The organism is Rhizobium sp. PP-F2F-G48 (assembly GCF_004342335.1).
Taxonomy (GTDB): domain Bacteria; phylum Pseudomonadota; class Alphaproteobacteria; order Rhizobiales; family Rhizobiaceae; genus Ferranicluibacter.
This window is the reverse complement of the sequence record NZ_SLVH01000002.1, coordinates 495,537-518,826: the sequence shown is the minus strand read 5'-3', so window position 1 is coordinate 518,826 and position 23,290 is coordinate 495,537. Positions and strand designations below refer to the sequence as shown.

General features: G+C 65.1%; 22 protein-coding genes. 12 read left to right on the top strand and 10 right to left on the bottom strand.

Features of this window, described 5'->3' with window-relative positions; translation table 11 throughout:
• From purF to alr, 4 genes are all read right to left on the bottom strand, one after another.
• Window positions 1–1,518 carry an amidophosphoribosyltransferase gene (gene purF, locus C8J36_RS07075; protein WP_062594828.1) on the bottom strand — a complete coding sequence of 506 codons (1,518 nt, stop codon included), beginning with the start codon at window positions 1,516–1,518 and terminating at the stop codon, window positions 1–3.
• Between the two features lie 234 nt (window positions 1,519–1,752).
• Entirely contained in the window at window positions 1,753–2,370 is a 618-nt protein-coding gene (locus C8J36_RS07070; protein ID WP_062594829.1) for a CvpA family protein, read from the bottom strand.
• 198 nt (window positions 2,371–2,568) lie between these two features.
• Window positions 2,569–3,972: a DNA repair protein RadA gene (gene radA, locus C8J36_RS07065; protein WP_062594830.1), complete on the bottom strand. Its 1,404-nt coding sequence runs from the start codon at window positions 3,970–3,972 to the stop codon at window positions 2,569–2,571.
• 87 nt (window positions 3,973–4,059) lie between these two features.
• Entirely contained in the window at window positions 4,060–5,205 is a 1,146-nt protein-coding gene (gene alr, locus C8J36_RS07060; RefSeq protein WP_132533655.1) for an alanine racemase, read from the bottom strand.
• Window positions 5,206–5,347: 142 nt separating this feature from the next.
• Between alr and C8J36_RS07055 the strand changes: the two genes are divergently transcribed.
• The 3 genes from C8J36_RS07055 (at window position 5,348) to C8J36_RS07045 (ending at window position 7,360) form a co-directional block, all read left to right on the top strand.
• Window positions 5,348–6,205 carry an AraC family transcriptional regulator gene (locus C8J36_RS07055; protein ID WP_132533965.1) on the top strand — a complete coding sequence of 286 codons (858 nt, stop codon included), beginning with the start codon at window positions 5,348–5,350 and terminating at the stop codon, window positions 6,203–6,205.
• 112 nt (window positions 6,206–6,317) lie between these two features.
• Entirely contained in the window at window positions 6,318–7,031 is a 714-nt protein-coding gene (locus tag C8J36_RS07050; protein WP_132533653.1) for an AzlC family ABC transporter permease, read from the top strand.
• Entirely contained in the window at window positions 7,028–7,360 is a 333-nt protein-coding gene (locus C8J36_RS07045) for an AzlD family protein (protein ID WP_132533651.1), read from the top strand. Before C8J36_RS07050 ends, C8J36_RS07045 begins: the two co-directional genes overlap by 4 nt.
• Before the next feature lie 15 nt (window positions 7,361–7,375).
• Here C8J36_RS07045 and C8J36_RS07040 read toward each other — a convergent pair whose 3' ends face one another.
• Window positions 7,376–8,878, bottom strand: coding sequence for a replicative DNA helicase (locus C8J36_RS07040; protein WP_062600827.1), 1,503 nt, complete (start codon window positions 8,876–8,878; stop codon window positions 7,376–7,378).
• Window positions 8,879–9,189: 311 nt separating this feature from the next.
• Here C8J36_RS07040 and C8J36_RS07035 point away from each other — a divergent pair, with 311 nt between their 5' ends.
• The 3 genes from C8J36_RS07035 to C8J36_RS07025 all read left to right on the top strand — a co-directional run bounded on the left by C8J36_RS07035 (window position 9,190) and on the right by C8J36_RS07025 (window position 12,442).
• A complete protein-coding gene (locus tag C8J36_RS07035; protein WP_132533649.1) occupies window positions 9,190–9,639 on the top strand; it encodes a MarR family transcriptional regulator in 450 nt (149 codons plus the stop codon).
• A 155-nt stretch (window positions 9,640–9,794) separates the two neighbouring features.
• Window positions 9,795–11,330, top strand: a complete 1,536-nt coding sequence (locus C8J36_RS07030) for an MFS transporter (RefSeq protein WP_132533963.1) — start codon at window positions 9,795–9,797, stop codon at window positions 11,328–11,330.
• Between the two features lie 44 nt (window positions 11,331–11,374).
• Window positions 11,375–12,442 carry an HlyD family secretion protein gene (locus C8J36_RS07025; RefSeq protein ID WP_132533647.1) on the top strand — a complete coding sequence of 356 codons (1,068 nt, stop codon included), beginning with the start codon at window positions 11,375–11,377 and terminating at the stop codon, window positions 12,440–12,442.
• Window positions 12,443–12,553: 111 nt separating this feature from the next.
• Here C8J36_RS07025 and rplI read toward each other — a convergent pair whose 3' ends face one another.
• The 5 genes from rplI to C8J36_RS07000 all read right to left on the bottom strand — a co-directional run bounded on the left by rplI (window position 12,554) and on the right by C8J36_RS07000 (window position 16,459).
• Entirely contained in the window at window positions 12,554–13,129 is a 576-nt protein-coding gene (gene rplI / locus C8J36_RS07020; RefSeq protein WP_062594838.1) for a 50S ribosomal protein L9, read from the bottom strand.
• 36 nt (window positions 13,130–13,165) lie between these two features.
• On the bottom strand, window positions 13,166–14,152 hold the full coding sequence (locus C8J36_RS07015; protein WP_132533645.1) for a DUF2232 domain-containing protein: 987 nt from the start codon (window positions 14,150–14,152) through the stop codon (window positions 13,166–13,168).
• Window positions 14,153–14,336: 184 nt separating this feature from the next.
• The gene (gene rpsR / locus C8J36_RS07010) at window positions 14,337–14,585 is read right to left on the bottom strand and encodes a 30S ribosomal protein S18 (protein WP_062468866.1); all 249 of its coding nucleotides are present in this window, start codon (window positions 14,583–14,585) and stop codon (window positions 14,337–14,339) included.
• 21 nt (window positions 14,586–14,606) lie between these two features.
• Window positions 14,607–15,047 carry a 30S ribosomal protein S6 gene (rpsF, locus tag C8J36_RS07005; RefSeq protein ID WP_062468864.1) on the bottom strand — a complete coding sequence of 147 codons (441 nt, stop codon included), beginning with the start codon at window positions 15,045–15,047 and terminating at the stop codon, window positions 14,607–14,609.
• Between the two features lie 368 nt (window positions 15,048–15,415).
• A complete protein-coding gene (locus C8J36_RS07000) occupies window positions 15,416–16,459 on the bottom strand; it encodes an aldo/keto reductase (RefSeq protein ID WP_132533643.1) in 1,044 nt (347 codons plus the stop codon).
• Window positions 16,460–16,701: 242 nt separating this feature from the next.
• Here C8J36_RS07000 and fabD point away from each other — a divergent pair, with 242 nt between their 5' ends.
• The 6 genes from fabD to C8J36_RS06970 all read left to right on the top strand — a co-directional run bounded on the left by fabD (window position 16,702) and on the right by C8J36_RS06970 (window position 23,288).
• Complete coding sequence (gene fabD, locus C8J36_RS06995) at window positions 16,702–17,643, top strand: ACP S-malonyltransferase (protein WP_132533641.1); 942 nt, start codon at window positions 16,702–16,704, stop codon at window positions 17,641–17,643.
• Window positions 17,644–17,720: 77 nt separating this feature from the next.
• The gene (gene fabG / locus C8J36_RS06990) at window positions 17,721–18,458 is read left to right on the top strand and encodes a 3-oxoacyl-[acyl-carrier-protein] reductase (RefSeq protein WP_062594962.1); all 738 of its coding nucleotides are present in this window, start codon (window positions 17,721–17,723) and stop codon (window positions 18,456–18,458) included.
• 346 nt (window positions 18,459–18,804) lie between these two features.
• On the top strand, window positions 18,805–19,041 hold the full coding sequence (locus C8J36_RS06985; RefSeq protein ID WP_062468856.1) for an acyl carrier protein: 237 nt from the start codon (window positions 18,805–18,807) through the stop codon (window positions 19,039–19,041).
• Window positions 19,042–19,296: 255 nt separating this feature from the next.
• Window positions 19,297–20,556, top strand: coding sequence for a beta-ketoacyl-ACP synthase II (gene fabF / locus C8J36_RS06980; RefSeq protein WP_062594842.1), 1,260 nt, complete (start codon window positions 19,297–19,299; stop codon window positions 20,554–20,556).
• Between the two features lie 467 nt (window positions 20,557–21,023).
• Window positions 21,024–22,226, top strand: coding sequence for an endolytic transglycosylase MltG (gene mltG, locus C8J36_RS06975; RefSeq protein WP_132533639.1), 1,203 nt, complete (start codon window positions 21,024–21,026; stop codon window positions 22,224–22,226).
• 174 nt (window positions 22,227–22,400) lie between these two features.
• Window positions 22,401–23,288, top strand: a complete 888-nt coding sequence (locus C8J36_RS06970) for a YicC/YloC family endoribonuclease (protein ID WP_132533637.1) — start codon at window positions 22,401–22,403, stop codon at window positions 23,286–23,288.
• Window positions 23,289–23,290: the final 2 nt, after the last annotated feature.

The window sequence follows — 23,290 nt, the reverse complement described above, 5'->3', positions numbered from 1 at the left end:
TCAGCCGTTGCTCGCCATGACGGACAGCTTGCGGACATTGCTGGTCCCCTCGCGGTCGAGAAGGCGGGTCGGATAATCGCCGGTGAAGTAGTGGTCGGTAAACTGCGGCGCCTTCGGATTGCGCGGCTCGCCGCCCACGGCCCGGTAGAGGCCGTCAATCGACAGGAATTCGAGCGAATCGGCGCCGATGAAGGCGCACATCGAGGCGAGGTCGGCATGCTGGTTGGCCAGAAGCTTGTCGGCGTCCGGCGTGTCGATGCCGTAGAAATCGGGATGGTAGATCATCGGGCTGGCGACGCGGATATGCACTTCGAGCGCACCGGCCTCGCGGATCATCTGGACGATCTTCAGCGACGTCGTACCGCGCACGATCGAATCGTCGATGAGAACGACGCGCTTGCCTTCGATCATCGCCCGGTTGGCGGAGTGCTTCAGTTTCACGCCGAAGGCGCGGATCGACTGCGTCGGCTCGATGAAGGTGCGCCCGACATAATGGTTGCGGATGATGCCGAGTTCGAACGGGATGCCGCTCGCCTGGGCAAAGCCGATTGCCGCCGGGGTGCCGCCATCGGGAACGGGAACGACGACATCGGCCTCGACAGGGGCTTCCTTCGCCAGGTTGATGCCCATGTTCTTGCGGGCGACATAGACGTTGCGGCCGCCGACGACCGAATCGGGCCGGGCGAAATAGACATATTCGAACAGGCAGAGCCGTTCCGGCATCGGCGTTTCCGCCTTGCGCGATTCGATGCTGATCGATCCGTCGGGCTGGATCTCGCAGATCACGACCTCGCCGTTCTCGACATCGCGAACGAATTTCGCGCCGATGATGTCGAGCGCGCAGGTTTCCGACGCGAAGATCGGCTTGCCGTCGAGCTCGCCCATCACGAGCGGGCGGATGCCGTAGGGGTCGCGCGCCGCCATCAGCTTGGTGCGGGTCACGGCGAGCATTGAGTAGCCGCCCTCGACTTGGCGGATCGCATCGACGAACCGCTCGCCGGAACCGGCATGCTTGGAACGGGCGATCAGATGCAGCACGACTTCGGTATCCGATGTCGACTGACAGATGGCGCCGTCGGCAATCAGCTGCCGGCGCAGCGTCAGGCCGTTGGTGAGGTTGCCGTTGTGCGCGATCGCGATGCCGCCGACCTCGAGTTCGGCAAACAGCGGCTGCACGTTGCGCAGCGCCACTTCGCCGGTGGTCGAATAGCGCGTGTGGCCGATGCCGATGAAGCCGGGAAGCTTGGCGAGCGTTGCCGGGTCCGTATAGTGATCGCCGACGAGGCCCATGCGCTTTTCGGTGTAGAACTGGCGGCCGTCGAAGGTGACGATGCCGGCCGCTTCCTGGCCGCGATGCTGGAGCGCATGCAGGCCGAGCGCGGTGAGCGTGGCCGCGTCCTCATGCCCGAGAATGCCGAACACGCCGCACTCTTCGTGCAGCGTGTCGCCGTCGATCTCGTCATGAATCTCACGCGCGCGCAGGGTGGCGGCAGATGCTGGGGACTGGGGCAGGGTCATCGCGGTATCACCTTTGTCTCGGCGGGTGCGGTTGGCATATCGTAGCGCGTCATCGCGGCTTCAACCAGCAATACCGGCGGAAAGATCGATGAAACGACAACAGCCCGCAAAGCGGGCAACTGCACAGCGATGGAAATCGGAATCGATTTGCAGTGCTATGCAGCAGATATAAGCGCTACAGCGCCGGGCGTCCTCTGGAACGTACGGCGCTGTCATCGGTCTGGCGCGTCTGCGTCAGTTGTTGGTCGTCGGCGCGGCAGGCGGCAGCGCCGGCGCGTCGTCGGAGGGGACCGGTTCGCTCGGTGGCGTCGTGCCGTCCAGTTCGCCCTCGGGCGTCGGCTTGCCGGTCAGGCGGTTGACCACGGTCGTTCCGACGTCCTCCGGCAGCAGCGCCACCAGCTTGGTGCCGAGATTGTCGAGCAGCGGCTTGGATTTCGCCTGGATGACCCAGCTCGGCTGCTGCTCGGGCTTCACGATCCAGTTGAAGAACAGCATGGCGACGACGATGAGCAGGACGCCGCGCGCCGCGCCGAACAGGAAGCCGAGCGTGCGGTCGAGCGCGCCGATGCGGCTGTCGATAATGAAATCGGCGATCCGCATCGTGATGAAGGAGATGATGATGAGCGCGACGAGGAAGATGACGCCGGCCGAACCGGCCGTGGCGATGGCGTCGCTCGTCGTATACTGCGCCGCATAGGGCTTGAGATAGGGGTAGAGGAAATAGGCGGCCGCGGCGGCGCCGAGCCAGCTTGCGACCGAAAGCACTTCGCGCGAGAAGCCGCGGACCATGGCAAGGACGGCCGAGAACAGCGCGACACCGATCACGATCCCGTCGAGAATGGTTATGGGCATGGTCGTCCTACTCCGTACAAGCGCCAGGCGGGATCCGCACCGGGGCATCTGCAGTCACCGCACGTTGCGCAGCCTTGCGGTCTCTCGCAAGACCGGTGGGAGCATGTATACCGAAACGGCGGTCGTGTCCCGATATGCTTTGGCCCGAAATGCTCGGGAATGGGGCGCCCGACCTGTCCGCAGTGTCCCGCTTTCAGGTCATTCGTCCACGTCCGCCTGCCGCAGGGCACCCTTGGAACCGGCGATGCGCGCGACCAGATCCGGCAGGCTCTCCATTTCGCCCCACGCCATGCCCGAGCCCTTGGGCAGGTCGGGAGAGGCGGACGGCAGGACAGCTTGCGAGAAGCCGAGTTTCTCGGACTCCTTCAGGCGCTGGGACGTATGCGCAACCGGCCGGATGGCCCCGGACAGGCTGATTTCGCCGAAATAAACGCAATCGGTGGGAAGGGCAAGACCGGCAAGCGACGAAACCAGTGCGGAAGCCACAGCAAGATCGGCCGCAGGCTCCGCGATGCGGTAGCCGCCGGCCACGTTGAGATAGACATCGTGCTGCCCGAGCCGCACGCCGCAATGCGCTTCCAGCACCGCAAGGATCATCGACAGACGCGCCGAATCCCAGCCGACGACGGCCCGGCGCGGCGTGCCGAGCGAGGTCGGCGCCACCAGCGCCTGAACTTCCACCAGCACGGGTCGGGTGCCCTCCATGCCGGCAAAGACGGCGGCGCCCGGAGATTTCGCGTTGCGCTCGCCGAGGAAAAGCTCCGACGGATTGGTCACCTCGCGCAGGCCCTTGTCCGACATCTCGAACACGCCGATCTCGTCGGTCGGGCCGAAGCGATTCTTGACGGTGCGCAGGATGCGGTAGTGATGCCCGCGGTCGCCCTCGAAATAGAGGACGGCATCGACCATGTGCTCCACCACGCGGGGGCCGGCGATCTGGCCCTCCTTGGTGACATGGCCGACGAGGACGACCGTGGCGCCGGTCTGCTTGGCGAAACGGATCATCGCCTGCACGCCGGTGCGCACCTGCGTCACGGTGCCCGGCGCCGAATCGACCACGTCGCTCCAGAGCGTCTGGATGGAATCGATGATGAAGAGATCCGGCCGCTTGCCCTCCGACACCGTGGCGAGGATGTCCTCGACATTGGTTTCAGCCGCCAGCAGCACGTCGGTATCGGCCGCACCCAGCCGCTGGGCGCGCAGCCGCACCTGCGCCACGGCCTCTTCGCCCGAGACGTAGATGATGCGGTGGCCGTTGCGCGAGAGGGCGGCCGCCGCCTGCATGAGCACCGTCGATTTGCCGATGCCGGGATCGCCGCCGATCAGCACGGCCGAGCCGCGCACGAAGCCGCCGCCCAGCGCCCTGTCGAATTCCGAAATGCCGGTGGTGATGCGCGGCGCATCCTCCGTATCGCCGGACAGCGTGGTGAGCGCCACGGGGCGCCCCTTCTTCGGCGTCTTGCCCGGCCCGCCGCCGATGCCGCCGAGCGGGTCCTCCTCGACGATGGTGTTCCACTGTCCGCAGCCCTCGCATTTTCCCACCCAGCGGGAGGTGACGGTGCCGCAGTTCTGGCAGATGAAATTGGTTCTGGCCTTGGCCATTCAGACAGTATCGCTTTCGATAAAGGGTATTGTGATCTTGTTTTGTTCTCGTTTACCCCATCTCTTCCGGCTTTCCAAGATGCCGGATCAAACTTCCGCGTCGGCCTCGATATAGGCGCGATCATAGCGGTGGCCGAGGCTCGTCAGCAGCTCGTAGCCGATCGTCCCGCCGGCCCGCGCGACATCGTCGAGCGCAATGTTGCGGCCGAAAAGCTCGATGTAATCGCCGGCCCGCACCGCATTTTCCGGCAGGTCCGTCACGTCGAACAGGCTGAGATCCATGGTGACGCGGCCGACATGCGGCACCTTGCGGCCGTGCAGGAACCCATAGGCACCCGAGGGCTGCGCCTGCCGCAGCGTCACGCCGCTGCCTGAGACCGAACGGTGGTAGCCATCGGCATAGCCGACCGAGGCGATGGCGATGCGGCTGTCGCGGGCGAAGGTGGCCGTGGCGCCGTAGCTCGCCGATCCACCCTTCTGAACCGGGCGCACCTGAATGATCCGGGCCTCAGCGGTCACCACCGGCATCATCGGATTGGCCACGCCGTTGACCGCCTCGCCGCCATAGGTGGCGATGCCGGGGCGGGTGAGGTCGAAATGATAGTCCGGCCCGAGATGCACGCCCGCGGAATTCGCAAGGCTCGCCTCGACGCCGTCGAACGCGGCGCTGATCGCGCGGAAGGCTTCGAGTTGCCGAAGGTTCAGCGGATGGGCGGGATCGTCGGCGCAGGCGAGGTGGCTCATCACCAGCATGGGCGAAAAGCTTGCCGGGCGCGCCGGATCGGATGCCAGCGCCATCGCCTCGTCCAGGGACAGGCCAAGCCGGTTCATGCCGGTGTCCACATGCAGAACGCAGGGGTGTTCGCCATGCTCGGAGAGCGCCGCCATGAAGAAGGCGAGCTGCTCCTCGGAATTGATGACCGGCACCAGTCCGTTCTCGAAGAACAGCGGCTCGATGCCGGGCCAGAGGCCGGCGAGCACATAGATGCGGCCCTCGGGCACCAGCGGCCGCAGGTTCACGCCTTCCTCGGCATTTGCCACGAAGAAATCGCGGGCGCCGGCCCGATAGAGCGTCTCGGCCGCCGCCTCGATGCCGATCCCATAAGCGTCCGCCTTCAGCACCGCCGCCGCGCGCGCGCGTCCTGAACGGGCCTTCATCTGGCGCCAGTTGTCGGCCAGAGCCTGCAGATCGATGGTCAGGCGGTTCGCCGCCGCGGAAAAGACGTCGTCCATGGTGCCTCGGTCGTCATGTTGGCGCTGGAAACCAGATAGTCCCGACAACGCGCCAGGGCAAGCGGAAGGAAATGGCAAGCAGAAGTGCCGGCGCGTCACTTTTGTTCAAGATCGGGCGATGATCCTGCGCTATTCTCTGCCCATGCAGAACGTTTCTCAGGAACAGGCCGCGGAGGTGATGCCGCTTTCGCTGGTCGAGCGGACCGTCTTCTGGCGCGAGCCGAGCCTGATGGGCATGGAATGCCTCAGCGCGACCTTCGTAACGCATGCCTTCGCGCCGCACGCGCATGACACATTCAGCATCGGCGCGATCGAGAACGGCAGCCAGATCGCGACGATCCGCGGACGGCGCGAAGCCTCCGGTCCGGGCGACCTCTATCTGATCAACCCCGGCGAGTTTCACGACGGCGTGCCGGGCAGCGAGGGCTATCGATACCGGATGATCTATCCCGACGCCGGCCTGCTGCGCGAGATCCTCGAGGACGTGACCGGCCGTGCGCTTCACCCGTCACCCGCCTTTTCGCGACAGATCCTCCACGATGCGCCGCTGGCGGCAGCCTTTCACCACGCGCACCGCACGCTCGAAAGGCGCGTCGGCGCGCTGGAGGCCGACGAGAGCATCTATACGGTGCTCGCCGCCATGTTCCTGCGCCATGGAAGCCTTATTCTTCAGCCGATCGACACGCAGGAGGCGACGGCCGTCGCGCGGGCGCGCGATTATCTCCGGGCGCATTTCCGGCAGGATGTCGGGCTGGTCGAGCTGGCGCGGATCGCCGGTCTCAGCCGGGCCCATCTCATCCGCGCCTTTCGTCGGGCCTATCACGTCACGCCGCATGCCTATCTCACCGATTGCCGCATCCGGGAAGCGCGCCGGCTGCTCCGCCTCGGGGCCACGCCGTCGGCTGTCGCCTTCGATTGCGGCTTTGCCGACCAGGCGCATTTCACGCGGCACTTCAAGGCGCGCAGCGGCCTGACGCCGGGGCAGTTCCGCGCCCGCTGATGCCTCGTCCTGCCACCTGCCCAACCGGCCGCTCGCTCGCCATGTCACTTTCGTTCAAGACGACGCCGCGCCCGGCACCCTAAGACGCGTCCAGGATGATGGAGGTGCCCAGATGATGCGCGCGACGAGACCACGAGACGACGACGGCTTTCTGGACGGCATGCGGACGATCACGCCGCTGATCGTCGCCGTCCTGCCGATCGGCATGGTGTTCGGATCGGTGGCCGCCACCAAGGGCCTGTCGCCGCTCGAGGCGACATTGATGAGCGCTTTCGTCTTTGCCGGCGGGTCGCAATTCGTCGCCATGGATATCTGGACCGATCCCGCGTCCTGGAGCGCGGTCGGGGTTGCGGCGTTGCTCGTCAATATCCGGCATGTGCTGATGAGCGCGTCCCTCGGCCGCCGGTTGCAGCGGTTTTCGCCCGCCGCCCGCGGGGTCGCCATGCTGTTCCTGGCCGATGAGATCTGGGCGATGGCCGAGGCCCGCAGCCGGCTTGCGCCGCTGACCGTGCGCTGGTTTGCCGGCCTCGTCGTTCCCTTCTATGCCGCCTGGGTGCTGTCCACGCTGCTGGGTGCGACGCTCGGCGCGTTTCTCGGCGATCCGAAAGCGGTCGGGCTCGACTTCGCGTTTCCCGCCGTCTTCGTCGTTCTGGTCATGGGGTTCTGGAAAGACCGCCAGACCGGCGTCGTGCTCGCGGCGAGTGCCGTCGCCGCCTTGGTCGTGCAGAGGCTCGTTCCCGGCGTCTGGTACATCGCGGCCGGTGCTGCGGCCGGTCTGGTCGTCTCGGCCTTTCAGACGACAGGCGAGGAGGCCCTGGCATCATGACGCTTGCGCTCGATACCGTGCCCTTCTTTGCGCTCAGTGCGCCGACGGTCCTCGCCATCGCCGCCATGGCGGTTGCCACCGTGCTGACGCGACTGGCGGGCCTCGTCCTGATCCGCCACGTCGCGCTCGGCCCCCGCATGCGGCGCGCCCTCAACGCCATTCCGCCGGCCGTTCTCATGGCGGTGATCGCGCCGACGGCGCTGGCGACGGGCCCCGCCGAAACGGCGGCAACCATGGTCACCGCCCTTGCCGCGACGCGGCTGCCGCTTCTGGCCGCGGTCGCAACCGGCGTCCTGACCGTCGCCCTTCTGCGGGCAGGCGGGATCTAGAGCGCCGGCCCCCGATCAATGCTCCTCGTACTGCGTGAACGAGGGGTCGGCGAGGTCGGTGAAGCGGGTATATTCCGACTGGAAGGCGAGCTTTACGGTGCCGGTGGGTCCGTGGCGCTGCTTGGCGATGATCACGTCGGCGGTGCCCTTCACCTTTTCGAAGGTCTGCTTCCATTCCTCGTATTTCGGATCGAACTCGTCGCGCGGCTCCATGTTCTTCACGTAATACTCCTCGCGGAACACGAAGAGCACCACGTCGGCGTCCTGCTCGATCGAGCCGGATTCGCGAAGGTCGGAGAGCTGCGGGCGCTTGTCCTCGCGGCTTTCCACCGCACGCGAAAGCTGCGACAGCGCGATGATCGGGACGTTCAGCTCCTTGCCGAGCGCTTTGAGGCCCGTGGTGATCTGGGTGATTTCCTGCACGCGGTTCTCGCCGGATTTTCCGGCGCCGGTCATCAGCTGGATATAGTCCACCACCAGGCAGTCGAGCCCCCGCTGGCGCTTCAGGCGACGGGCGCGGGCGGAAAGCTGGGCGATGGAGATACCGCCGGTCTGGTCGATATAGAGCGGCACCTTCTGCATCATCTGGGCGCAGGCGACGAGCTTTTCGAAGTCGTGCTCGGTGATCTCGCCGCGGCGGATCTTGGAGGAGGAGACTTCCGTCTGCTCGGAAATGATACGCGTCGCCAGCTGCTCGGAGGACATTTCGAGCGAGTAGAACCCGACGACGCCGCCGTTCTTGGCCTTGTAGGAGCCGTCCGCCTGGATTTCCGGCTCGTAAGAGGCTGCGATGTTGTAGGCGATGTTGGTGGCAAGCGAGGTCTTGCCCATGCCCGGGCGTCCGGCAAGCACGATCAGGTCGGAGCGCTGCAGGCCGCCCATCTTGCCGTCGAGCGAGTGGATGCCGGTCGAGATGCCGGAGAGGTGTCCGTCGCGCTCGAAGGCCTGGCCGGCCATGTCGATCGCCAGCGCCACGGCATCGTTGAACGCCTGGAAGCCGCCGTCGTAGCGGCCGGTTTCGGCCAGTTCGAACAGGCGCCGTTCGGCGTCCTCGATCTGCCCTTGCGGCGGCATGTCGAGCGGCGCGTCGAAGGCGATGTTGACCATGTCCTCGCCGATGGTGATCAGCGAGCGGCGCAGGGCCAGATCGTAGATCGCCCGGCCGTAATCCTCGGCATTGATGATGGTCACGGCATTGGCGGCAAGCTGCGCCAGATATTGCGAGATCGTCATGTCGCCGACCTTCTGGTCGGGCGCGAGGAACGTCTTGACGGTCACGGGATGGGCGGTCTTGCCCATGCGGATGATGTCGCCCGCGACCTCGTAGATCTTGCGGTGCAGCGGCTCGTGCAGGTGAACCGGCTTCAGGAAGTCCGAGACGCGGTAGAAGGCATCGTTGTTGACGAGGATCGCGCCGAGCAGGGCCTGTTCCGCCTCGATATTGCTCGGAGCCTCCCGGTACTGGGGTTCCATCGGCTGCTGGTTCATCGCCGCCACTCTGCGCGCTGCTTCATTCATCGTCATCTCTCGTCTTGGCCGCTTGAGGGTCCTGTGATTGGCTGACCGAGGCACCGAGTCAAGCGATGGAGCGGCCTGTTACCGCTCTCCACAGCCGCAGGTACGGTCCGGTGGAAATCCGCCCCGTCTGCGCCATCTCTGCTTGACCGGCCACCGGATCTGTCACGGCAGCGAATCGTTTTGCCAGGATACGCGAAACACCGGCGGCAGGAAACGCGTGCGCAGTCGGAGCGACGGGTTGAAATGACCGACGATCTGTATTACGTCGAACACATATAGTTAGCATACTACTATTATGGAAAGAGTAGCAGTTGAGCGATCTCGCAAATCGGGCCCTGTTCGACGCCCTGCAATCCGTCAACCGGAAGCTGCGCGCTGTCTTCGATGCCAAGGTCAAGGAACGCGGCCTCACGCTGTCGCGGGCCCGGGCGCTCTTCGCCCTGTCGCGCCGGGACGGCCAGAACCAGCGCGAGCTTGCCGAGGAGCTGGCGATCGAGACGCCGACGATCGTCCGGCTTCTCGACGGTATGGAGGCACAGGGCTTCATCGAGCGTCGGGTGGAAAAGTCCGACCGGCGCGCCAAGCAGATCCACCTGACGCCGAAGGGGCGGGCGCTGGCGCGGGAGATCGAGGTCATTGCGACCGGCATCCGCGCCGAGCTCCTGTCCGGCGTCAGCCTTGCCGACAAGGAAACCGCGCTGTCGGTCATGACGACCATGGCGGACAACATGATGCAGATCGGCCGGGAGAGCGTCTCGTGACAAACAGCTTCACGCGATCGATCGAAGAGCAGACGGCGTCCGAGTCCCGGTTGCCGGCACCGGTGCCGGAAACTGTGCCCGCACCGGCGCCGACCCTACCGGCAACCGTGCCCCAGCCGGCCGTCCACATCTCGCGCGGGCGCGCCTCGCTCTATATGTTCACCTCGGTGCTGATGTTCCTGACGCAGGGCCTCGGCATGAACCTGCTGAACGCCAATCTCTACCAGCTGCAGGGCGCCTTCTCGGCCACCGTCAACGAGCTCGCCTGGCTGTCGGCCGCCTATATGGCACCCTATGCCAGCCTGTCCGTGGCGCTCTTCAAGATCCGCACGCAATATGGGCTCCGCCGGTTCGCCGAACTCGGCATTCTCTGCTTCGTCTTCGCCGCCTTCGCCAATCTCTTCGTCTCCGACCTGCATTCCGCGCTGATCATCCGCTTCGTCAACGGCGTCGCCGCCGCGCCGCTTTCCACCATCGGCATCCTCTACATGCTGGAAGCGTTTCCGCCGGAAAAGAAGCTGTCGATGGGACTCAGCCTTGCCGTCACCAACACGCTGCTGTCGGCGCCGCTCGCCCGCATCCTTTCGCCGGCGCTGATGGAGTTTGGCGGCTGGCGCGCGCTCTACACGTTCGAGGTGGCGCTGGCGTTGATCGCGCTGCCCTTCATCTATCTCCTGCCGCTCACCGCGCCGCCGCGCGCCAAGGTCATCCAGACGCTCGACATCTTCAGCTATCTCATCCTCGCCGGCGGCTTCGGCTGTCTCGCGATCATCCTGTCGCTCGGCCGCTTCTACTGGTGGTTCGAAGCGCCCTGGCTAGGCGTGCTGCTGGCCTGCGCGGTCGGCCTTCTCTCGGTGTTCGTCGCCATCGAAATCAACCGCTCCCAGCCGATGCTCGACCTGCGCTGGATCTTTTCCTGGCCGAACATCCACATGGCCGGCGTCCTCATCCTGTTCCGCACGGTTTCGTCCGAGCAGTCGGCGACCGTGTCCGGCTTCTACCAGCAGATCGGCCTTCAGAACGACCAGACGATGACGCTCTACGCGATCGTGCTTGCCGCCTCGATCGCCGGCGGGCTGTTCTGCACCTTCCTCATGGTCAGGAAGCAGCTCGATCTCGCCCATGTCATCGCGCTGATCCTGATCGGTGCCGGCGCCTGGCTCGACAGCCAGTCGACCAACCTCACGCGGCCGGAACAGATGTTTCTGAGCCAGGCCCTGGTGGGGGCGGGCGCCGCGATGTTCCTGCCGCCGGTCATGACGACCGGCTTCGGCGCAGCGCTCGCCAAGGGGCCGATCTACGTGGTCAATTTCATCGTCATCTTCCTCTTCACCCAGAGCCTCGGCAGCCTGATGGCCTCGGCCGCCCTCGGCACCTTCGTCACCATTCGCGAGAAATTCCACTCCAACCTGCTCGCCGAACAGATCATGCTGTCGGACCCGCTGGTCGCAAACCGCGTGACCCAGCTCGCAGGCTCCTACGGCAAGGTCATCACCGACAAGACGCTCCTCAATGCGGAGGGGCTGCAGCTCCTGACGCAGCAGGTCAGCCGCGAGTCCTATGTCCTTGCCTATAATGATGCTTTCTTCGTCATCTTCATCGGCTGCGCGGTCTCGCTCGCCATCCTCGTCGGCCACCTGATCTGGCGCCGTCTGGTGGCGCCTCCCGACCCGGCAGCCCTCCCGGCCTGATGTCGCCAACCCTTCACTGAAGCCGTCTTCCAGCAGAGTCCGCCATGTCCAAGCTTACCCGCTCTCCCGTCACCATCCTCGTCCTCATCGCCGGCGCCGTCGGCGTCCTGCTCGTGCTCTATGCCTGGCGCCTGCCGCCCTTCGTCACCGCCGTGGAAACCACCGACAATGCCTATGTCAAAGGCTATGTCACCATCATGAGCCCGCAGGTGGCGGGTTATGTGGTGGAGGTGCCGGTCCGCGACTATCAGGCGGTGAAGGAAGGCGACGTGCTCGCCCGTATCGACGAGCGCATCTACCAGCAGAAGGTTGCGCAGGCACGGGCGACGCTCGCGGGGCAGAAGGCCGCACTCGACAATTCCCGCCAGCAGGAAGCCTCCGCCAAGGCCAGCATCGCTTCCAGCGACGCGCAGGTGCTTGGCGCCAAGGCTGCCCTGCGCCGGGCGGAACTGGCCTCCGAGCGCGTCAGCCAGCTCGCCGCCCGCAGCGTCGCCTCCACCAGCGAGGTCGAGGCGGCACAGGCGACCTTCGAGCAGGCCAAGGCCGCAGAGGCACAGGCCGAAGCCGCCGTCGAGGTCAACCGGCAGGCGCTCGCCACCATCATCGTCAACCGTGGCTCGTTGCAGGCCGCCGTGGCCGGCGCCGAGGCCGCTGTGGAGCTTGCCGAAATCGATCTCGCCAACACGGCGATCCGCGCGCCGCGCGAAGGGCATCTCGGCGAAGTCGGCGTTCGCCTCGGGCAATATGTCACGGCCGGCACGCAGCTGATGTCGGTCGTTCCGAGCGAACTCTGGGTGGTCGCCAACTACAAGGAAACCCAGCTCGACGGCATGAAGGTCGGCCAGCCCGTCACCTTCACGGTGGATGCCCTGGAGCACCAAAAACTGACCGGCCATGTCCAGCGCTTCTCGCCGGCCACCGGCTCCGAATTCAGCGTCATCCGTCCCGACAATGCCACGGGGAATTTTACCAAGATCGCCCAGCGCGTCGGCGTCCGGATCTCGATCGATCCGGGACAGGCAGCGGCCGAACGGCTGGCGCCGGGCTTATCCGTCGTGGTGCGCATCGACATATCGCTCGATCCCGATGCGAAGATCGCCGATGCGGAATGACAGCTTGATACGGCTGGTCTGATACGGCTGGGCTGAAACGGCGGGGCTGAAACGAAAAGGGCCCCGGAGCGGCGAACGCTCCGGGGCCCTTTTGCGATTGATTGCGAAGGCTTATTCGTCTTCGTTTTCGAATTCGGCTTCCGGGTTGAAGAAGTCTTCCGGACGCAGGGCATCTTCGTCGACGCCGTAGATGGCATCGGCGGAGTTGAGGTTTTCACCCTTGGCCTGACGTTCGGCTTCGTCGGCCGAACGGGCGACGTTCATCGTGACCGTGATCTCGACTTCGGCATGCAGGTGGATCTTCACCGCGTGCAGGCCGATGGACTTGATCGGGTTGTTGAGGTCGACCTGGTTGCGGCCGACGTTGAAGCCTTCGGCAGCAAGCACTTCGGCAACGTCGCGGGCTGCGACCGAACCGTAGAGCTGGCCGGTTTCGCCGGCGGAGCGGACGACGTTGAAGCTCTTGCCGTCGAGCTGTTCGGCAACCGTCTGGGCTTCCGACTTGCGCTCGAGGTTGCGGGCTTCGAGCGTTGCGCGCTCGCTTTCGAAACGGGCCTTGTTGGCGGCGTTGGCGCGCAGCGCCTTTCCGAGCGGCAGCAGGTAGTTACGGGCAAAGCCGTCCTTGACCTTGACCGTTTCGCCCATCTGGCCGAGCTTGGCGACGCGTTCGAGAAGAATGACATTCATGGTAGTATCCTTTCAGGTGTCTGTGTCTGGAATGGTTTAGTCAGGCGTCTTTCCCGTCGGTGTCTCGCCCGTTTTTTTCTGGGTCGGAGACAGCGCGATCGCTCGGCGTGTATCCATGAGGCCCGACAGGAGGAAGAAGAAAGCGGGGATGGTGAAGAGCAGCACCGAGAGGTAGCCGAGCCACAGCACCGGAAGCCGCCAGGATTTGCCGCGGGTGCGGAAGTGGAAGACGGCAAAGCCCGAAAGCAGGAAGCCGGCGCCGAACGTGCCGCAGACGAGCGCGCCGACGGCGCCCGCAGCGCCGCCCGCAAAGGTCAGCACCAGCCCGCCGAGAAAGGCGAAGATGGCGAAGCGATGCATCCGCAGCGTCGAGGGAATATCCTCGCGCGGACGCAGGCTGCGACCGGACATCTGGACGATACGGGTGGCCGTGTAGTAGGCCGCAAACAGCATCAGCACCCAGAGCGCGCCCTGGACCATCGGCAGCGCCACGCTGAACACGGCCTTGATCTGCGCGAGCGCGGCGGGATCCGGATTGTAGGTCGGCTCCTGGCTCTTCAGCGCTTCGATGACGATGTCGACCATGCCGGCGGCGGTTTCCGTGCTGTAGCCGAGCACCACGCCGATGATCAGCATGCCCGCGGTCACGAGGCCTGCAAGATGCGTGAGGATGTCGGACAGCGGATACCAGGCCATGGCATCGTCCGGCCCGCCGATTTCGCTCGCCGGACGCGCCAGATTGGCCAGATGCGACAGCCAGGCGGCGGGGATGAGCGTGACGACGAGGATCAGCAGCGCGAAATAGGGCGAGACGGCAACGGCGGCGAGAAAGCCCGCAACGACGACGGCGACGATGGCAGCCCTGTTGCCCCAGCCGAGCCCTGCGATCAGGACCGGCAGCGCGGAGGCGGCATAGAGAACGATGGCGAGAGACGACGGCGTGGTGGCGCCGAACGACAGGAACGCGGCGGTCACGCCGGCCAGAATGCCGGTCAGCAACGATGTCCTGTTGATGGCTGTCACGTGTCGCTGTCCTGCTCACTGGCAGTTAGAGGACGGTCGAAGCCGTCCCCAACATGGGTTTGATCGCTGAAAAGCGACCGTTCCGATCCACGCCCATCGTGGAAGGGAGAAGGCGGCCGATCGAAAACCGGCCGCCCCACTCGATCAAAGCCTGGCAATCAAAACCTGGCAACGAAACCCTGACTTACGACAGGACGTAGGGCAGGAGGCCGAGGAAGCGGGCGCGCTTGATGGCCTGGGCCAGTTCGCGCTGCTTCTTCTGGGAAACGGCGGTGATGCGCGAGGGTACGATCTTGCCGCGCTCGGAAATGTAGCGCTGCAGGAGACGGACGTCCTTGTAATCGATCCGCGGAGCGTTTGCGCCCGAGAAGGGGCAGGTCTTGCGGCGGCGATGGAAGGGGCGGCGTGCCGGAGCGGAGGAGATGTCAGCCATTGTCTATAATCCCTTCAAACTTCAAGCGCGGTCTTCGCGCGGACGGCGCGGGCGATCTTCACGGTCGCCATCGCGACGCGGACGGTCGCCGAAGCCACGGTCCGGACGGTCGCCGTCACGGCGCGGACGGTCGTCGCGGTCGCGCTTCTGCATCATGGCGGACGGGCCGTCTTCATGCTTTTCGACAGCGATGGTCATGTAGCGAAGAACGTCTTCGTTGATGCGCATCTGGCGCTCGACTTCGTGAACGGCCGGTGCCGGAGCATCGATGTCCATGAGGACGTAGTGAGCCTTGCGGTTCTTGGCGATGCGGTAGGTGAGGGACTTGAGGCCCCAGTTTTCCACCCGGCCGACCTTGCCGCCATTGGCTTCGATCACACCCTTGTACTGTTCGACGAGGGCTTCGACCTGCTGTGCGGACACGTCCTGGCGGGCCAGGAACACATGTTCATAGAGAGCCATGATTGGCTTACCTTTCTTGCGTTTAACGTCACCCGGCAACGGCGCTAAGCCTCAACGACTGTTCTTAAGGACGCGCAGGGCATCGGCAAGAAAGTGTTGTTTCGAGACGGTCGAGAGCGGAGACACGGGAGGCTGGATCCCTTCAGGATCCCGACAGGCACCACAAGAGCGCCGGCCCTCCGTTCAGCCACCAGCCAGAAGACCGGGTGTTTCGAACACGGCGGCTTATACGCGGATTCCCGGAGAATGCAAGACTCCGATTGCAAGACTGCAGGGCGCGAAACATTGGGGGGCCGCGAAACCCGCTTTCAGCCTGTGCGAAAAGCGGGCTTCCCAAGTCTTGGATCGGCGCGCGCGCCCGATATCGGTCAGATCGGCATTGGATAGAGGCGGTGGATCCGGCGGATGCCGTTGAGCAGTTCCGGCGTCAGCACGAGGTCGGCCGCGCCGAGATTGATGTCGAGCTGCTCCGTCGTCGTCGCGCCGATGATGGCCGACCTGGTGAAGGGGCGCGACAGCACGAAGGCGAGCGCCAGCTGCGATGGGTCGATGCCATGATCGCGCGCCAGCGCGACATAGGCTTCGACCGCCGGCTCCTGATGCGGCGTGAAGCGACCGCCGAGATCGCCGTTGATCGACAGACGGCTGCCATCCGGCCGCGCGCCGCCGATATATTTGCCGGAGAGAAGCCCGGCCGCAAGCGGCGAATAGGCAAGCAGCCCGACCGATTCGTGATGCGACAGCTCGGCGAAGTCGAGATCGTGCGGGCGATAGAGAAGATTGTACTCGTTCTGGACCGAGGCCACGCGCGTCAGGCCGTGACGATCGGCGAGGTCGAGCAGCTTCTGCGTGCCCCACACCGTGTCGTTGGAGAGGCCGATGGCGCGGATCTTGCCGGCCTTCACCTGGGTATCCAGCGCGTGCAGCAGCGCGCCGAGATCCTCGACCACCTTGTTGGTGTCCTGCTTGGTCGGGTCGTAGCTCCAGGCATTGCGGAAGTGATAATGGCCACGGTTCGGCCAGTGCAGCTGGTAGAGGTCGATATGGTCCGTCTGGAGCCGCGCGAGGCTCGCGTCGAGCGCCGTCACGATGCTGTCGGCCGTCATCGGCCCGCCGCCGCGAATATAGTTGCGGCCGGAGCCGGCGATCTTGGTCGCGAGCACGATCCGGTCGCGGTTGCCGCGCTCGGCCATCCAGTTGCCGATGATCCGCTCGGTTCCGCCATAGGTCGCCTCCGACAGCGGCGTCGTCGGATAGAGTTCCGCCGTGTCGATGAAATTGACCCCCGCCTCGACCGAGGCGTCGAGCTGGGCGAAAGCCTCGTCCTGCGTGTTCTGCGATCCCCAGGTCATGGTCCCCAGGCAAATGGTGGAGACCTCGATGCCGGTGCGGCCGAGTTGTTTGTACTGCATGAAGGATTGACCTTGTCGTACGAGACCGGAGACCCGGCCCCTGTGATCCGCGAAAAGAGACGGGCGTCCCTGCTGCGACGCAACATAATCGGCATGGGGACAAGGTCAAGCGCTTGGCATTTGCCGCCATCGAAGGCCGTGAGGATTATCCGGCCACGGTTTCTCGCCAGCCCATTTCCCTTCGCGCCTTGACTTACCCGGCCCGAGTGTGAATGGAGATGCCAAAACAGAGGAGATGCTTCATGGCGATCGCGTTTACGTTTCCGGGGCAGGGTAGCCAGGCTGTTGGCATGGGGCGGGATCTGGCGGAAGCCTTTCCGGAAGCCTCCGCCGTTTTTGCCGAGGTGGACGATGCGCTCGGCGAAAAGCTGTCCGACGTCATGTGGAACGGACCGGAAGATCGGCTGACGTTGACGGCGAATGCGCAGCCGGCGCTGATGGCCGTCTCTCTTGCGGCGATCCGGGTTCTGGAAGCGCGCGGCCTCGATCTCTTGAAGCATGTCGATTTCGTAGCCGGCCACTCGCTCGGGGAATATTCGGCGCTCTGCGCCGCCGGCACGTTCTCGCTCGCCGATACCGCGCGGCTTCTGCGCATCCGCGGCAATGCCATGCAGGCGGCCGTGCCCGTCGGCCAGGGCGCCATGGCGGCGATCATCGGGCTCGATCACGAGGCCGTGCAGGCTCTCTGCGCCGAAATGTCGGAGATCGGCCCGTGCCAGATCGCCAACGACAATGGCGGCGGACAGCTCGTCATTTCCGGCGACAGACAAGCCGTGGAGAAAGCCGCCAAACAGGCAAGCGACAGCGGCGCCAAGCGCGCGATCATCCTGCCCGTCTCCGCGCCGTTCCACTCCGCCCTGATGGCGCCGGCGGCCGACGCCATGCGCGAGGCGCTGGCGACGGTTAAGCGTCGCGATCCGGTCGTGCCGCTTATTGCAAATGTCCGCGCGACGCCGGTCACCTCGGCCGACGAGATCGTCGATCTCCTGGTCGAGCAGGTGACGGGTCAGGTCCGCTGGCGCGAAACCGTGGAATGGTTCGGCGCAAACGGCGTGACGACGCTTTATGAGGTCGGTTCCGGCAAGGTGCTGACCGGACTGGCCCGCCGCATCGACAAATCCGTGACGGGACTTGCGGTCAATGCGCCGGCCGATATCGAGGCCGTCCTCGCCGCTCTGCTTTAAACCCCCGCGGTGCAGACACCAGATCCCGAGGACCGGCCCGGTGCCGGCTCGGGAAACGAAGATAAAGGAAGATGATCATGCTCGACCTGACAGGCCGCAAAGCCCTGGTAACCGGCGCCTCCGGCGGCATCGGCGAAGAGATTGCCCGTATCCTCCACGCCCAGGGCGCGACCGTCGGGCTGCATGGCACCCGCGTCGAGAAGCTGGAAGAACTCGGCAATGCGCTCGGCGAGCGCGTGCATCTATTCCCGGCCAATCTTTCGGATCGCGACGCGGTGAAAGCGCTCGGCGAAAAGGCCGAGAGCGAGCTGGGTGGCGTCGACATCCTCGTCAACAATGCCGGCATCACCAAGGACGGCCTGTTCGTCCGTATGAGCGACGCCGACTGGGACGCGGTGCTCGAGGTCAACCTGACCGCCGTCTTCCGCCTGACCCGCGAACTGACCCATCCGATGATGCGCCGCCGCCATGGCCGCATCATCAACATCACCTCCATCGTCGGCGTCACCGGCAATCCGGGCCAGGCGAACTACTGCGCCGCCAAGGCCGGCATGATCGGCTTCTCCAAGTCGCTCGCCCAGGAGATCGCCACCCGCAACGTCACGGTCAACTGCGTCGCGCCGGGCTTCATCGAAAGCGCCATGACCGGCAAGCTCAACGACAAGCAGAAGGACGCGATCATGGGCGCGATCCCGATGAAGCGCATGGGCACCGGTGCCGAGGTGGCAAGCGCCGTCGCCTATCTCGCCTCCAACGAGGCGGCCTATGTCACGGGCCAGACGATCCACGTCAACGGCGGCATGGCGATGATCTGAGTCGGGTGCGGGACGGGTCGATCCCGGGCGCTTGAATTGCCCGTAAATGCTTGTTGAGCAAGGATTGGCGTCCCAAATTCGGACTTTGCGCCGCCGTTAAACCGTGTTAATCGGGCCGTGGTGGTCCGGACGGTGCGGGGTCTTTTCCCCTGCCGGACGGTCCGAACGGATCACGGAGACGATGCGGATGCCGGCACGCTGGCGCCCGGTCTTGCTTCAGGTTTGAAGGCGGGGCTCTCCCGGTTTGAAGGATTGCCGGTTGAACCGCAGTGGTTTAACAGGCTTTAGCAAGGGAGCGCCTTCGGGCGTTCCTGATAAAGAGAAAACGAAGGTCGAGGAATCCGACATGAGCGACATCGCAGAACGCGTAAAGAAAATTGTCATTGATCATCTTGGCGTCGATGCCGAAAAGGTAACTGAAGGCGCAAGCTTCATCGACGATCTCGGCGCGGATTCGCTCGACACGGTCGAACTGGTCATGGCCTTCGAAGAAGAATTCGGCGTTGAAATTCCTGACGACGCTGCAGATTCGATCCTGACCGTCGGCGATGCCGTCAAGTTCATCGAAAAGGCCCAGGCTTAATCGCCAGGCACGATCGAACGGGTTGCGGCGGGCGCGAAAGCAGCCCGCCCGCTCACGCCCCGTGATGCCGCTTCTCGCCCTGTACCCAGGGCCGGCCGCATCATCCGGGCTCGGAAACGCTCTCCAGCGGCGCCATCCGGACCGCGATAGCCGAGGGTAGATGCGACGAGGTCCCGCCACGGGACCGGCTCCATCGACCGGCCGCGATCCTCCGCGCCGGAGCATATCGAGACTTACGAGGATGGATCGCGGTTCATGAGACGTGTCGTTATCACCGGTACCGGCATGGTATCGCCGCTCGGTTGCGGAACGGAAGCCAGCTGGGCGAGACTGATCGCCGGCGACAACGCAGCCCGCACCGTCACGGAATTCGACGTTTCCGATCTCCCGGCCAAGATCGCCTGTCGCATCCCCTTCGGCGATGGTTCCAACGGCACGTTCAATGCCGATGACTGGATGGAACCGAAGGAACAGCGCAAGGTCGATCCCTTCATCATCTATGCCATGGCCGCGGCCGAAATGGCGCTGAACGACGCGGGCTGGCACCCGAAGACCGACGAGGACCAGATCGCCACCGGCGTGATGATCGGATCCGGCATCGGTGGCCTCGAAGGCATCGTCGAAGGCGGCTACACGCTGCGCGACAAGGGCCCCCGCCGCGTTTCCCCCTTCTTCATTCCCGGCCGGTTGATCAATCTTGCGTCGGGCCAGGTCTCCATCCGTCACAAGCTGCGCGGCCCCAATCACTCCGTCGTGACCGCCTGTTCGACCGGTGCGCATGCCATCGGCGATGCCGCGCGGCTGATCGCGCTGGGCGATGCCGACGTCATGGTGGCCGGCGGCACGGAATCGCCGATCTCGCGCATCGCGCTGGCCGGCTTTGCCGCCTGCAAGGCGCTCTCGACACAGCATAACGACGATCCGACCAAGGCCTCGCGCCCGTATGACAAGGACCGCGACGGCTTCGTCATGGGCGAGGGCGCCGGCATCGTCGTCGTGGAAGAGCTGGAGCACGCCAAGGCCCGCGGCGCGAAGATCTACGCGGAAATCGTCGGCTACGGCTTATCGGGCGATGCCTTCCACATCACCGCGCCGTCCGAGGACGGAGACGGTGCCTATCGCTGCATGAAGATGGCACTGAAGCGCGCCGGCCTGCAGCCCTCCGACATCGACTATATCAACGCCCATGGCACATCGACCATGGCCGACACGATCGAGCTCGGTGCGGTCGAGCGCGTCGTCGGCGAGCACGCGTCCAGCATCGCCATGTCCTCGACCAAGTCGGCGATCGGCCACCTTCTGGGGGCTGCCGGTTCCGTCGAGACGATCTTCTGCGCGCTCGCCATTCGCGACAACATCGCGCCGCCGACGCTCAATCTCGACAATCCCTCGGTCGAAACCGCGATCGATCTCGTGCCGCACACGGCCCGCAAGAAGACGATCGACGTCGCCCTGTCGAACTCCTTCGGCTTCGGCGGCACCAATGCGACGCTGATCATCCAGCGCTACGCCTGAGGCGTCGCGCGCAGGCGAACGCGCGCCCGGTGCACGGCATCGGGCGATAATGTCCGGTGCGCCGCATCCGATCCTGTTTTCGCCGCATTGCTCGTTACAAAACAGCTGTCTGATCCATCGCCGTCGATCTTTCAAACGCGATGTCGGCAGCGTGAGATTGCGGAATCCCGTCGCCGGCGGTCGGTGTCGTCTTTCGGCGAGAGACATGCTACTGCAGACGTCCCTGCGTCGGAGACGATCCGGGGACAGGATCCTGGTGGGAGCGCTAAGCCGCACGCGCGTGCGCCGTTCGGCCAGGGCTGGTGTCGTCGGGGTTGCCGCGCTTGCGCATGGCGATCCCTTCACGCGGGCGGCGCCTTCGTTGAGGCAGGCCGTCTCGTTCAATTTTTCGCTGTCCCGAACCTCTTCCGGAGTTCGCATCGGGGAAGCGGGGCGTGCAAGATGCGAACTCCGGATGCAGGACAGGCGTGAGCGACGGACAAGAAAACAGCACGGCTCCGAGCGGCCGGAAAGACGGCGGCACCAAGGGGCCGATCATTCCGAAATCGCCGATCGAGGCCTTGCGCCCGGAAAAGGTTCCGCAGCCGCCCAAGCGCTCCCGCAAGGCGCGCAGCCAGGTCGTGATCTTCCTCAACTTCCTGATGACGGTGATCGTCGTGCTGACGCTGGCCGCAGCCGGCATGGCCTATTACGCCATGACGGCCTACGAGGCGCGCGGGCCCCTGTCGGCCAATTCCAATTTCATTGTCCGCAACGGCGCCGGCATCGCCGAGATCGCTTCGAGCCTCGAGCGCAACCAGATCGTCTCCGACGGCCGCGTCTTCCGCTTCATGTCCGAAGCCTATCTCGATGACGAGACCCTGAAGGCCGGCGAGTACGAGATCAAGGCCGGCGCCTCGATGCAGGAGATCATGGAACTCCTGAAGTCGGGCAAGTCGATCCTCTATTCGGCCTCGCTTCCCGAAGGCCTGACCGTCAAGCAGATGTTCCGCAAGCTGCAGGACGACGCCGTTCTCGAAGGCGATCTGCCCGCGACCCTTCCCGCCGAAGGCACGCTGCGGCCGGATACCTACAAGTTCTCGCGCGGCACCAAGCGCGCCGAGATCGTCGCCCAGGCCATGGCCGCGCAGAAGACGATCGTCGACCAGATCTGGGCGAAGCGCGATCCAAAACTTCCGATCAAGACGCGCGACGAGTTCGTCACGCTTGCCTCCATCGTCGAGAAGGAAACCGGCATTGCCGACGAGCGGTCGCGTGTCGCCTCCGTCTTCCTCAATCGCCTCGATAAGGGCATGCGTCTCCAGTCCGATCCCACGATCATCTACGGGATCTTCGGCGGCGAGGGGAAGCCGGCGGATCGCCCGATCCTGCGCTCCGATCTCGAGAAGAAGACGCCCTACAACACCTATGTCATCAAGGGCCTGCCCCCGACGCCGATCGCCAATCCCGGGCGTGCCGCGCTGGAAGCCGTGGCCAATCCGTCGCGCACCGCCGATCTCTATTTCGTGGCGGACGGCACGGGCGGCCATGTGTTCGCAACCACGCTCGACGATCACAACGCGAATGTCCGCCGCTGGCGCAAGCACGAGGCGGAGAAGGCGAGCGCTGCCAAGGCGGCCGGCGCAACCGGTCCGCAGGTGGACGCCGAGGAGACGCCTGTCCAGAACTGAGCAGCGGTGCGGGCGAGGACAGGCAGAGGCCGTCGCCGGCCCCTTGCGGCCCGTCGCCTTGTGGATGACGCGCCGGGGCCGGGCCGGCCGGTGCAATAGGCCTTGCAGGCACGGTCGTTGCGGCCTTAAACAGGATGCTCGCTCGTCCCTGCGGCATTTCCCCGAGGAGTTCCCATGCCCTTGCAGTCCATGACCGGATTTGCCCGCCGGGAGGGTACGTCCGGGAAAAGCCGCTGGGCCTGGGAATTGCGCTCGGTCAACGGCAAGGGCCTCGACGTCAAGCTGCGCCTGCCCGGCGGGCTGGAGGCGCTCGATGCCGAGGTGCGCCGGCGGATCGCCGCCTGTTTCTCGCGCGGCAACATGCAGGTCGGTCTCAGCCTCAATGCCGGGGAAACCCAGATCCAGACGACGATCAACCAGACGGCACTCGCCTCCGTCCTGTCGCTGCGCGAGCAGCTGTCCGACGTGATCGATCCCGCGCCGCTGAAGCTCGATACCCTGCTCGCCATCCGCGGCGTCATCGATTTCAAGGAGCCGGAGGAGAGCGAGGCCGACAAAGCGGCGCGCGAATTCGCTGTTCTCACCGGCCTCGATCTCGCACTCGCCGATCTCGCCGCCATGCGCGAGAGCGAAGGGGCGGCCCTTGAACAGGTGCTGCTCCGTCAGATCGACGAGATGGAGATGCTGCTGACGACGATTGAGGCCGACCCGTCGCGCACGCCGTCGGCGATTGCGGCAAGGCTGGTCCAGCAGATCGATTGGCTGACGAGCCATGCCGCCACGCTCGACCGTGATCGCCTTCATGCGGAAACGGCGCTTCTGGCGGCAAAGGCCGATGTACGCGAGGAGATCGACCGGCTGCGGGCCCATATCGTCGCCGCCCGCGCGCTTCTGTCGAAGGGCGGGCCGATCGGCCGCAAGCTCGACTTCCTCTGCCAGGAATTCAACCGCGAAACCAACACGATCTGCTCGAAATCGACCTCCGCCGCCGTAACGGCCGCAGGCGTCGATCTCAAGGTCGTCATCGACCAGTTCCGCGAACAGGTCCAGAATCTGGAGTAATG

Coding starts and splice junctions, on each gene's coding strand:
- purF (WP_062594828.1), bottom strand. CDS start 1,518: ATGACCCTGCCCCAGTCCCCAGCATCTGCCGCCACCCTGCGCGCGCGT.
- C8J36_RS07070 (WP_062594829.1), bottom strand. CDS start 2,370: ATGCCCATAACCATTCTCGACGGGATCGTGATCGGTGTCGCGCTGTTC.
- radA (WP_062594830.1), bottom strand. CDS start 3,972: ATGGCCAAGGCCAGAACCAATTTCATCTGCCAGAACTGCGGCACCGTC.
- alr (WP_132533655.1), bottom strand. CDS start 5,205: ATGGACGACGTCTTTTCCGCGGCGGCGAACCGCCTGACCATCGATCTG.
- C8J36_RS07055 (WP_132533965.1), top strand. CDS start 5,348: ATGCAGAACGTTTCTCAGGAACAGGCCGCGGAGGTGATGCCGCTTTCG.
- C8J36_RS07050 (WP_132533653.1), top strand. CDS start 6,318: ATGATGCGCGCGACGAGACCACGAGACGACGACGGCTTTCTGGACGGC.
- C8J36_RS07045 (WP_132533651.1), top strand. CDS start 7,028: ATGACGCTTGCGCTCGATACCGTGCCCTTCTTTGCGCTCAGTGCGCCG.
- C8J36_RS07040 (WP_062600827.1), bottom strand. CDS start 8,878: ATGAATGAAGCAGCGCGCAGAGTGGCGGCGATGAACCAGCAGCCGATG.
- C8J36_RS07030 (WP_132533963.1), top strand. CDS start 9,795: ATGTTCACCTCGGTGCTGATGTTCCTGACGCAGGGCCTCGGCATGAAC.
- C8J36_RS07025 (WP_132533647.1), top strand. CDS start 11,375: ATGTCCAAGCTTACCCGCTCTCCCGTCACCATCCTCGTCCTCATCGCC.
- rplI (WP_062594838.1), bottom strand. CDS start 13,129: ATGAATGTCATTCTTCTCGAACGCGTCGCCAAGCTCGGCCAGATGGGC.
- rpsR (WP_062468866.1), bottom strand. CDS start 14,585: ATGGCTGACATCTCCTCCGCTCCGGCACGCCGCCCCTTCCATCGCCGC.
- rpsF (WP_062468864.1), bottom strand. CDS start 15,047: ATGGCTCTCTATGAACATGTGTTCCTGGCCCGCCAGGACGTGTCCGCA.
- C8J36_RS07000 (WP_132533643.1), bottom strand. CDS start 16,459: ATGCAGTACAAACAACTCGGCCGCACCGGCATCGAGGTCTCCACCATT.
- fabD (WP_132533641.1), top strand. CDS start 16,702: ATGGCGATCGCGTTTACGTTTCCGGGGCAGGGTAGCCAGGCTGTTGGC.
- fabG (WP_062594962.1), top strand. CDS start 17,721: ATGCTCGACCTGACAGGCCGCAAAGCCCTGGTAACCGGCGCCTCCGGC.
- C8J36_RS06985 (WP_062468856.1), top strand. CDS start 18,805: ATGAGCGACATCGCAGAACGCGTAAAGAAAATTGTCATTGATCATCTT.
- fabF (WP_062594842.1), top strand. CDS start 19,297: ATGAGACGTGTCGTTATCACCGGTACCGGCATGGTATCGCCGCTCGGT.
- C8J36_RS06970 (WP_132533637.1), top strand. CDS start 22,401: ATGCCCTTGCAGTCCATGACCGGATTTGCCCGCCGGGAGGGTACGTCC.